Origin of the sequence: Micromonospora sp. LOL_023 (assembly GCF_048060115.1) — a bacterium.
In the GTDB taxonomy this organism is placed as follows: domain Bacteria; phylum Actinomycetota; class Actinomycetes; order Mycobacteriales; family Micromonosporaceae; genus Micromonospora_E.
Genome location: NZ_JBHMIM010000011.1, coordinates 1 through 9,725 on the forward strand (window position 1 = coordinate 1; position 9,725 = coordinate 9,725).

Here is a 9,725-nt window from a genome sequence, read left to right on the forward strand (position 1 = left end):
TACACGGCGTACCGGCTGGAGACGCTTCAACGGTACGACGTGTCATACGAGCAGGATGAGTTCACTCGGTTCTTGGCGGGCGAGAGCCGCGGCGAGTTTCCCGGGATCGCTACCTGGTGCGACACCGTGCGGGCAGCGGTGTCTGCCGGCAAGCGGATGCACCGCGTCCATGTTGTCACCGAGCCACTGTCCGACTACGTCCGGTTCGAATGCGGCTGGGCCTACGAACACACGGTCGAGGCGGGCGAGGACGTCCGCCTCATCGTGGTCTCCGGCAACAGCTGGCCGGCAGCGCTGCCGCACTACGACTACTGGCTGTTCGACTCCTCGCAGCTCGTAGCGATGTACTACGACGAGCAAGTACGGTTCGTCTCCGGCGAGCTGATCAGCGATCCGGCCAACATCTGGCGTGATGCCGCCGTCTCGGCGTCGGTGCCACACCGGACCTACGCAGCCCGCCTCCAACCCAGCTCCCCATAGACCCGCAGCTCGCTGCGGTTACCCGGACTGGGCAGACGAGCCTGCCCAGTCCGGGGCTGGCCGAGCCTTCGGGACCCGCTGCCGGGTGTCGGGTCAGTGGTGGTGCTTGGCCAGCTCGACGAACGAGCGCCAGGCGGACGGGCCGAAGGTCAGCATCGGGCCGCTGCGGTCCTTGGTGTCCCTGCCAAGCACCCGGCCGGGCAGGTTGTCGGCCACCTCGACGCAGGAGCCGGCTTCGGAGTAGGTGCTGGTGCGCCAACTGGGTGCACTGCTCACTGGATCATCCTCTCGGCCGATCGGTGCCAACCCGAGCTGGCCACGCCTCCGGATCAGCCATCGACGGTTCTCCTGGACCCAACGACCGACATCCGACTTCAGCCACACGGAACCCGTCGCGAGACGGGTGTCAGGCTTCGAACTTGCCGGTCTTGATGTCCTGGACGAAGGCGGTCCACTGGGCAGGGGTGAACGACAGGACCGGCCCGGCCTGGTCCTTGCTGTCGCGCACCTGGGCAGCCGGGTCGGCGTACCGGGCCTCTACGCAGGCACCGTTGCCGCCGCTGCGGCTGCTCGTGCGCCACTGGTTGTCGAGGGCCTTCATGATGTCTCCCTATCCCGGAGCTTCTTGATCATTTCGGTCGATGCTGTGGGTGACAGGGCAGATGCTCGCAGGTTGCTGAACACCCTGGCGCACCTCTGCACATCGTCACCCTCAGCGTAGAGGTCTCCGGTCAGCCCTTCGATGTAGACCACTCCTGGTCCCTCGTCGAAGCTGAGGATGTGGAAGCTCGACAGCATCGAGGCGTATGCGCCCTCTCGGAACGGGATGACCTGAATGACCACGTTCCAACGCTTCTGGGCTTCGAGCAGCGCTGCCAGCTGATTGGTCATGATCTCCGGCCCGCCGATCTGGCGGTGCAGCACTGCTTCGTCGATGACCGCGACCAGGCGAAGTTTCTCCTCGGTGAGCAGCTTCTGTCGCTCCATCCGGACCGCGACCCGTTCCTCGATGGCCTGCGGCGTGGGCTGCGATGCGTCGGCGGCGGTGATCGCACGGGTGTAGTCGACGGTCTGGAGCAGACCGGGCACCACGAGTGTCTCGAAGTTCTGGATCGTCGACGCGGCGGACTCCAGCCCGATGTACTGCCGGTACGAGTTCGGCAGGTCTCCGTACTTCGCCCACCAGCCGCGCTGCTTCCCTGTCCGCGCCATCGACAGCAGCGTCTCGCGCAGTTCGGTGTCGGTAATGCCGTACAGGTCCAGTAGGGCGTTCAGCGCCGGACCCTTCAGCCCGACCCTGCCCTGCTCGATCCGACGCAGGGTGCTCGCTGAGACTTCGATGGTGTCAGCTGCCTTCTCGGTGGTCACGTTGGCTTGCTCGCGTACCCGGCGGAGCTGCACGCCGAGCTGGAACCGCACGAAGGTCGGGCTCGTCATGCCCACATTGTGCTCCTGACACCTCCTCTTAGGCCATCCACACCCCGGGGGTATCAGATGGTGCTTTGGCATTGACGGAGCTAATCTGCGCGCGCAAAATGGCTCCATGAGCCATACCACGCAGATGCGAGGGGGCGAACATGTCTCAGCACGTCACCTACGAGGCGTACGTAGTCGCAGTAGCGATGACCCTGGCCAGGCGGCACCGGCCAGCGTGGTCCTGGAGCCGGTGGCGACAGGTTTGCCGGTGCGGGTCGGTCCTGCCCTGCCAGGCAAGACATCGGATCCCGATCAACCGGGGGCACTGGCCGGAGGAGATCCGGTGAGCACACACACTCCGATCCGTCCCCACTGGATGTGCGCCAGCTGCGGGTTCCCGTGGCCCTGCGACGCACGCCGCCAGGAACTCCTTGCCGAGTACGCCGACGCGCCGGTGTCGCTGTCGGTCTACATGGCCACCTGCCTGATCAACGCCATGACCGACCTGCCGCTTCACAGGTCCGGATACCTGTACTGGCGGTTCATGGGGTGGTGGCGCTGATGCTGGCTCTGACTGGGCCGCGCACTCCGCGCTGCGGCCACGCGGATCAGACACAAACAGAGAGGTTGTGCCGATGATGGAACTCGGAGCGGTATTCGGGGCGGCGCTGCTCGGCTTCTGCGCCGGGCTGTGGTCGTTCAAGGTCAAGTCACGGTGGTGTCCGGAGTGCGGGCGTCCGACGTGGCCGATGCAACAACGTGGTGAATAGCCGGCTCATCGCAACACCGGAGCCGAAGCCGGGGGACGTGGTTGGACTGGCGCTCCGACCGGTCGACCGCGTCCAAGCGGCTGCGACGACTGCAACGCGATTGGCGGCAACAGCAGCAGTCGACGGAACCTCACCGCCGACTCGACGGCAACCGGGGACACCACTGGTCGGCCGAGGCCACCACGACGCTCCCGACGATGCGCCCCCTGATGACGTACGGGCAGTCAGTCGGCTACCGAGTCCTCCTGCACGGCCAGACGTGACCGGCCGGCCAGAAGGCCAAGCCGAAGCCGCCAAGATCAGTTGATGTAAATACGGACGACACGCCGGGAGAAGACCGTATTCACATCAACTGATCATGGGATCGGCGTCAGCTGCCCGGCCGGAGCGCCGGAGCGCCGGTAAACGACGCGGCGGTCAGGTGGCCGGTGCGTCGAGTGGGGTGAGCCGGCCGAGGAAGTCGCCGAACGACCAGCCCATGCTGGTGGTGACCACCTGCCGCTCCCGCCAGGCGATCGCATCCGGCGTACCCGGGCCGGCCAGCACATCCTTCGGCAGGAAGCCGACGCTGCCCGGTTGGGGATCCGCCAGCCGCACCAGCAGCAGACCCTCCATCGGCATCGCGATCACCAGGAAGTCCGTCGACAACTTTCCGACCCGCCATTCCCGCTCCGCGGCCAGCAGGTCGAACGCCGGATACTCCGGATGCACCCCCAACAGCGGACGCCCCGGGAACAGCGTGAACGGTGCGCCCGGCACCCACTGCGGCTCCACCGGCTGCATGCCGTTCGTCTGGGACAGCCACTGCCGGTAGTCCCCCGGCAGCGGGCGGCCCAACGCCTGCTCCAGCGCCTGCAACTGCGCCTCGTCGAGCTGACCGAACGGCTGTAGCTGCGCCGGCCGCCAGCCCGTCACCGCCGTCGACTCGTCCACCACCGGCGGCGCCTCACCCGGTGCCAGCCGCCGCACCGTGACCCGCCACCGACCGGCGTTCTCGAAGTGCGCCCCGGCGAAGTACCAGTTCTCGGCACCGATCGGAAAGGTCTCGCCCAGCCGCAACAGGTGCGTCGTCGAATCGGCAGATCCGGGAAAAGCCACCACAACCTGCGCGGTTACCGGCCGACGCGGGTTCGCCCCCCCTGCACCGAGGCTGAACGTGCCCATGTTCACCTGCGTGTTGTTCCGGACCACCAGTACATCGGGGTGCGACGGCACGATTCTGCCCCTTCCCGTCGAGAAATCAGCCACCGAGCATCTCATGCAGCATCGGCTCGGCCGGCAACTCGAAGCCCAACTCGCTGCGGGCCACCTGCTCCGCCTCCGCCCGGCTCACCGGCCAGCGTCCCACGCCGACAGCAGGTGACGGGACCGTGCCGACCCCGAGCACCGCAGAACTGTCACCCCAGGCTATCGAGCGTGGCCCGTCCGGTCCCACCTCGACGGCCAGCAACTGGACCAGCTCACCGGCCGTACCCCGATCCGCGTAGTAGACGAAGTACACGCCGCCCCGGTCGATCACCGTACGGCCCGGCCCTGCAACGGCCGACGTACTGGCCGCCACGCCCGCCGACGCGCCGACGCGGGTTACCGCAGGCACCGGCACCGGCACACGGTCCAGATGGGCATAGCCGTCACTCATCAGGTCGAGAAACGCCCGCACCGGCATTGGCTGCGGATGGCCATGATTCCACGGGTTGCGCAGCCATACGTGCCCATCCTGGGCCGCCACCACCTCGTACGCGTGTCCGGCATACAGGCCGTACGGCGGCGTTCCGTTCGGCAGATGCTGGTAGCGGTGCGGCGGCAAGGTGCTGGCGATCACCGGATTGCCCTGTGCCAGCAGCCGGGTCAGCGTCGCCTCGACCGTAGGCTCGCTGCCGGGGTCGGTGGGGAGCCGGCCGGTGCGGGCCGGCTCGCCGGTGAGCTGGGTCAGCAGCTCCGCCCACAGGTCGGGGGTGCTGCCGGGGTCCATCCGGGCATAGCCACGGGGTGCGGCCCGGTGCGGGTCGGGCTGCCCCTGCCAGCTCTGCCACTGCTGCTGCCAGCGGACCTGCCGGGACTCGGTCCAGGTCCGGTCGACCGCCGCCAGCGCCTTCTCCAGCATGCTCGCCCAGGCCGCTCCCATTTGCGACTGGTCAGCGTAGGCGGCCTGCCCCGGCATCATGGCGTGCACCGGGACGTCCGGGGTCACGGTGATCCGCAACCGTCGGCCGGTCGCAGTGGTGTGGCCGCCGGGGAGGCTGCTCTCGTGCAGCAGAACGTCCACGGTGCCGTCCGGGTTCGGCTGCAACAGCGCACCGATCGTCTGCGGGCTGTGCCCGGCGGCCGCGCCGATCGAGGCGAGCATGCCGCAGTCGCCAAGTGTTCCCTGCGCAACCTGCTCCCGGCTGGGCAGCCCATTCCACAGCGGCGCTGCGGTGCCCGAGTTCAGATCCACCGGGCGGCCGTACTCCGGTGCCGCCTCCCCGGAACCGGAATCCGGCTCGGGCAGGGTGGGGCGGTCGGCGTACCCGTGGATCTCGGTCGGACCGACGACGGACGGTGCCGCTTCCAGAGCAGACTCAGCCGATGCGGGCTCGACCGGCGCGCTCGGTGCCAGGTTGAGGATCGACCGGGTGAGCGCGTCCGAGACCAGCACCATCGTGCGGGTCTGCGCCAGGTAGTGGAAGCTGTGGCTGCCGAGCAGCTGTGTGATCGCCGGGCTCGACCCGTACGTCGCGGTGATCGTCGCATGTGCCCGGCGGACGTCCTCGGCGAGCAACGCCCGGCGGCCGGCGTCAGTCGCCAGGTCGAAACCAGGGTGTACGCCGCCCACCTCGACCTGCGGTGAGTCCGCCAGGATGTACGGGCCGATGTCGACCTGGCCGGTCAGGTCGACGTACACGCCGTCGCGGGCGACCCGGGCGGCCAGCGCCGGATCGGCGGCCTGCAGCTGGGCGATCTGGTCGGCGCGTAGCCCGATCACCTGGCCGGCGGAGGCCGGCAACGTCGGCAGGCTCCGCTGGCCGTGTTCGGCGTCGACCGCCAACTGCTGCAGGTGCTCGGCGAGCTGCGGCGCGAACGGCACGTGCCCGTCGTGGACGAGGCGGTCCCAGTAGTCGCGCTGCTGGGCCCGCTGCGGCTCGGTCAGTGTCGCCGGATCGGCGCCGAGGATCGCCAGCACCGTCTGCGGGTCGAGTGCCGGGGTGGTCAGCCGCAGCAGCAGGTTCGCCAGGTCCGACGGCAGCGCCGCCCACCGGCCGTACGACTCGGGGGTGCCGGCGGTGAGGCCGAGCTGGTCGGCCAGTACGCCGATCTCGGCGCGCAGCGCCAGCCGAGTCCCCGGGTCGGCGGCGGTGTAGTGGCCCGCCAGCTCCCGAATCCGGGTCAGCCGAGGGTCGGCCGATGCCTCCCCGGTAGGGGTCGGTGGCGTCGATACGCTGCGGTCATGTCCGACGCCAGCGACGCCCGGCCCGCCGTCAGCGACGCCCTGTACGCCGCCATCCTCGCCGACCCCGACGACCTGGGCCTGCGGCTGCGCTACGCCGACGCCGTCGAGCCCACCGACCCCGACCACGCCGAGCTCATCCGGCTGCAGATCGAGCCGGTGAACGCTCCTCGGCTGATCCGGCTGGAACGCCGGGTGGGTCCGCGCATCGCCGCCCCGGTCGCCGGTTTCGTCGCCGCCTGGCGGGTCAACCTCGGCTTCGTCGACTCGGTGACGATGAGCGGCAGCGCCTTCGTCGAGCATGGCGAACGTGTCCTGAGCCGGGCTCCCGTACGCCATCTGGTCCTGACCGACGTCGCCGGTCACCTCCCGGCGATCGCGGCCAGCGGTCTGCTCGACCGGCTCGTCGGATTGGACCTCGGGCACAACCCGATCGGCGACGACGGGCTGTCCGTGCTGCTCGGGGCCGCTGCGCTGCCCCGCCTGCGGTGGCTCGGACTGGCGGGTTGCGGCATCGGCCCGGTCGGGGCCGAACGGCTCGCCGCTACCAGCGCCCTGCCGAATCTGCGCTATGTCGACTTCCGCGACAATCTGGTCGCGGTCACCGCCTTCCCCGTCGGCGAGGACATCGACGGATCGCCCGTCCACGTCGAGCTGCCCGAGTTCGGCAGAAGCCTCGTCGACCGCTACGGTCCGCTGCCCTGGCTGAGCCTGGACTGGGGGGAGCGTTGGCTCGGCGTCGGGTACGACGAAGTGTGACGCGGCGCGGTTGGCCTCGGCGATGCGCTGGGCGTGGAATCGGATGCTCGGCAGGATCCCTGCGGAGTCGGCCGGCAGCGCGGCCGCTTGGCGGCCCAGCGCCCGGTTGACCTCGTCCGCTCCGGCTGTCACCCGCTGCAGGGCGCTGCGGCTGACACTGGCCGCGCCGAGGACCCGCAGGTTGCCGGAGCTGTCTTGCAAGCCGACGATGTCGTCGGGAACGCCGGGCACGGCCTGGGGTCCGGTGAGCCCGCTCAACTCGACCGAGGAGACGAGACTGCCCACGCCACCCGGGTATTCGGGGGCCTGGCCGATGGAGAGGACCACCCGGTCGTACTCCTGCCGGGTGCCGTCGCTGAAGTCGACCAGGAACGATCCGTCCACGGTGTGCCGGGCGGACACGATCTCGCGCAGCGACTGGCTGATCCGGCCGTCGGTGGCGGCCACGTCGTACGCACCCACGTCGGGCAGGGTGTTGCGGCGGTTGTAGCCGCCGGAGAAGCTGCGCTGAAATTGCAGCTCGGTGTCCCGGGCCGGGTCGCCGGTGCGGTCGGCCGGCGGCAGCCCGACCGCGCGGGCCGACCAGTCGATCGTCGCCGCCGGTGACGCGGCGGCCTGCTCGATGTCCCAGGCCCCGGAGGCACCCGCGCCGAACACCAGCACCCGGTCACCCGGCTGGTACGCGTCGGCGATGTTCTGCCCACCGAAGTCTACGTGCGGCCGCTCCGGCCGAGGTTCGCTGAACCGGCCGTCGGCGTCGAACCCGAGCCGCGGCGCGACATCGCCGGGCAGTGCCGCCGGGTCCACGGCCCGCCCGTCCGGTGCGTACACCTGGCCGGTCGCCGGGTCGACCGCGTAGCCGCTGGCCGGATCCGCCAGCAGCGGATCGGTGAGCCGGCCGGCGGTGTCGGCCAGCAACGGCGAGTCATTCTCCGTGCCGCCGAGCACCGCACGGACCTGGGCGGGCAGCGCTGCCGGGTCGACGATTGCGCCGGTCGGGTCCCGGAACACCGGCACCGGACCGGACCGGTCGACCCGGTAGCCAGTCGCCGGGTCGACGTACCGGCCGGTTGTCGACGCCGGCGCGGCCGGCACCCTCGCCGGGCCCGGACCGGCGGCGATGTCCACGGTGGCCGTGTAGAAGCCGCGGTCGCCGATGGTCACCTGGTAGTTCGCGCCAGCCGGCCATTCGGTGGCGTCGCCAGCGTCCGTCGGGCGGGGGGTGATCGCGGTCGCGGTGCCCTGGTAGCTGGGCATCCCGGTGTACGCGCGGGCCGCCCCGACCGCCGCCGCGAAGTCACTGGAGAGCGCGAACTGGGTTCCTTCGTCGGCCAGGTCCGCCGGCTGGAACGGCAACCCGGGAATCTCCAGCTCACTCGGCACCTGCCCCATCAGCAGCTGCTGCCGGTCCGCCCACGGGTCGTGGCCCTGCGACACCGCCAGCACCGGCGGCAACCCGATCCCGGTGTCCGGCGGCGCGTCGAGGGTGGCGAAGTCGGCGGTCGCCGCCCAGCCGCCACCGATGACCAGCCGGTCGAAGACATGCCGCGGGTCGGCGTCGAGTGCCGCGTCCACCCGGTCGGTCAACGCCAGGTCAGCCTGGTCGCGCAGCGCCGTCGCCTGCGCAGCCCAGCCGCGGGCCGCCGCCCGTACATCGGCCTGCACCACCCGGATCTGGTCGGCCAGACCGGGTGCGTCCCGGGCGACGGCGAGCAGTCCGGCCAGGTCCGCGAAGGCCGGCCCCAACTGGGTACGGATGGCGGCGAACCGGGCGTCGGTGGCGGCCAGCCCGACCAGCGGTACGTTCGGCACCAGGCTGTGCACCCGATGCCCCGGGTACGGCTCCAGCAGTCCACTGGAGATCAGCAGACCGACCGCGTCAGCGCGCAACCGGGCCACTTCGGCCGGGTCGGCGTGCCGGCCGGTGCCCGCCTGTGCCAGCTGATCGGCGACGGTACGCAGCTCGGCCAGCCGACCCAGGTCCCGCGCGGTCAGGTGCCGCTGCCCGTCGCCTTGCGGCCGGGCACCTTCGGCGAGTGCGGTCGTCGCGTCGGTACGCAGCCCGTCGGCGCGTTCCTGGGCAATCGCGTCGACTTCAGCGAGCGCGGCGGCGACCGCCCGCCGGACATGGTCGGCGGACGCCTGCTCGGACACCCGTACGGTGGCACCGTCGGCGTGCAGCGCGATGGTGGCGACCGGGGCGATGGTCACCCCGGGTGGCAGCGGACCGATGGTGACGGCGACAGTGACCGGCCCGGTTGCGGTGTCCAGGGTGACGATCCCGGTTTCCGGGTCGGCGACAGCGCCGTCGGGCAGCAGCCCGGATTCGAGCGCGTCGCGTACCGCCGCCGCGACGGCGACCGGGTCGGCGTCGTGCAACGCGCCACCGAACGTGGTGCCGGCGGCCGCGCTGTACAGGTCCGCCCTGGCGGCTAGCGGCCCGGCTCCGTCGGGTCCTTCCGGTCCGTCGGGTCCGTCGGGTCCGTCGGGTCCGGCGGCGTGCTCGGGTCGGTGGGCTCCGTCGGCGGCCACACCTGGCGGCCGGTTATCCGGCCCGACTGCCGCGCCGTCGCGTACTCCTGCATGATCACCATTGGCGGCATGCTCCGGTGCGCGGTCACCACCCCGTTGTGGTCGATCACCCAGTTCCCCTTGCCCAGGCCCATCCCCCGGGTCCGTTCCGTCTCGGAGAGGATCTCCCTCGCCACCCAGCCGAACTCGAACTCGTGCAGCGCCATCCGATTCGGCGTCCCGACCAGCCGCTGGATCAGCTCCTGCGCTTCGTCCCGAGTCACTGCGGATCCCCCCACCTGCCGCTGCCGGCGCGTCCATCGACCACAGCGTGTGCGTGGCCGCCAGGTACCCGGCAGGCG

7 protein-coding genes are annotated in these 9,725 nt (G+C 70.7%); 3 read left to right on the forward strand and 4 right to left on the reverse strand.

Translation table 11 applies throughout. The features are described 5' to 3' along the window. Window positions 1–480, forward strand: a 480-nt coding sequence (locus ACFHVL_RS08100; RefSeq protein ID WP_416626635.1) for a DUF6879 family protein, incomplete at its 5' end; no start/stop codon positions are given. Between the two features lie 93 nt (window positions 481–573). Here the strand turns inward: ACFHVL_RS08100 and ACFHVL_RS08105 are convergent. The 3 genes from ACFHVL_RS08105 to ACFHVL_RS08115 form a co-directional block, all read right to left on the reverse strand. After that, window positions 574–756: a DUF397 domain-containing protein gene (locus ACFHVL_RS08105; RefSeq protein WP_416626636.1), complete on the reverse strand. Its 183-nt coding sequence runs from the start codon at window positions 754–756 to the stop codon at window positions 574–576. A gap of 130 nt (window positions 757–886) precedes the next feature. After that, window positions 887–1,081, reverse strand: coding sequence for a DUF397 domain-containing protein (locus ACFHVL_RS08110; protein WP_416626638.1), 195 nt, complete (start codon window positions 1,079–1,081; stop codon window positions 887–889). Further along, window positions 1,078–1,917, reverse strand: coding sequence for a helix-turn-helix domain-containing protein (locus ACFHVL_RS08115; protein ID WP_416626640.1), 840 nt, complete (start codon window positions 1,915–1,917; stop codon window positions 1,078–1,080). Before ACFHVL_RS08115 ends, ACFHVL_RS08110 begins: the two co-directional genes overlap by 4 nt. A 322-nt stretch (window positions 1,918–2,239) precedes the next feature. On the opposite strand from ACFHVL_RS08115, the gene ACFHVL_RS08120 reads away from it, so the two are divergent. Next, window positions 2,240–2,458 (forward strand): hypothetical protein, encoded by a 219-nt coding sequence (locus ACFHVL_RS08120; protein ID WP_416626641.1) that lies wholly within the window; start codon window positions 2,240–2,242, stop codon window positions 2,456–2,458. Window positions 2,459–3,083: 625 nt separating this feature from the next. Here ACFHVL_RS08120 and ACFHVL_RS08125 read toward each other — a convergent pair. After that, the gene (locus tag ACFHVL_RS08125; RefSeq protein WP_416626643.1) at window positions 3,084–3,926 is read right to left on the reverse strand and encodes a DUF6406 domain-containing protein; all 843 of its coding nucleotides are present in this window, start codon (window positions 3,924–3,926) and stop codon (window positions 3,084–3,086) included. Window positions 3,927–6,093: 2,167 nt separating this feature from the next. Here ACFHVL_RS08125 and ACFHVL_RS08130 point away from each other — a divergent pair. Beyond that, the gene (locus tag ACFHVL_RS08130) at window positions 6,094–6,852 is read left to right on the forward strand and encodes a TIGR02996 domain-containing protein (RefSeq protein ID WP_416626796.1); all 759 of its coding nucleotides are present in this window, start codon (window positions 6,094–6,096) and stop codon (window positions 6,850–6,852) included. Window positions 6,853–9,725: the final 2,873 nt, after the last annotated feature.

Coding starts and splice junctions, on each gene's coding strand:
- ACFHVL_RS08110 (WP_416626638.1), bottom strand. CDS start 1,081: ATGAAGGCCCTCGACAACCAGTGGCGCACGAGCAGCCGCAGCGGCGGC.
- ACFHVL_RS08115 (WP_416626640.1), bottom strand. CDS start 1,917: ATGACGAGCCCGACCTTCGTGCGGTTCCAGCTCGGCGTGCAGCTCCGC.
- ACFHVL_RS08125 (WP_416626643.1), bottom strand. CDS start 3,926: ATGAGATGCTCGGTGGCTGATTTCTCGACGGGAAGGGGCAGAATCGTG.
- ACFHVL_RS08130 (WP_416626796.1), top strand. CDS start 6,094: ATGTCCGACGCCAGCGACGCCCGGCCCGCCGTCAGCGACGCCCTGTAC.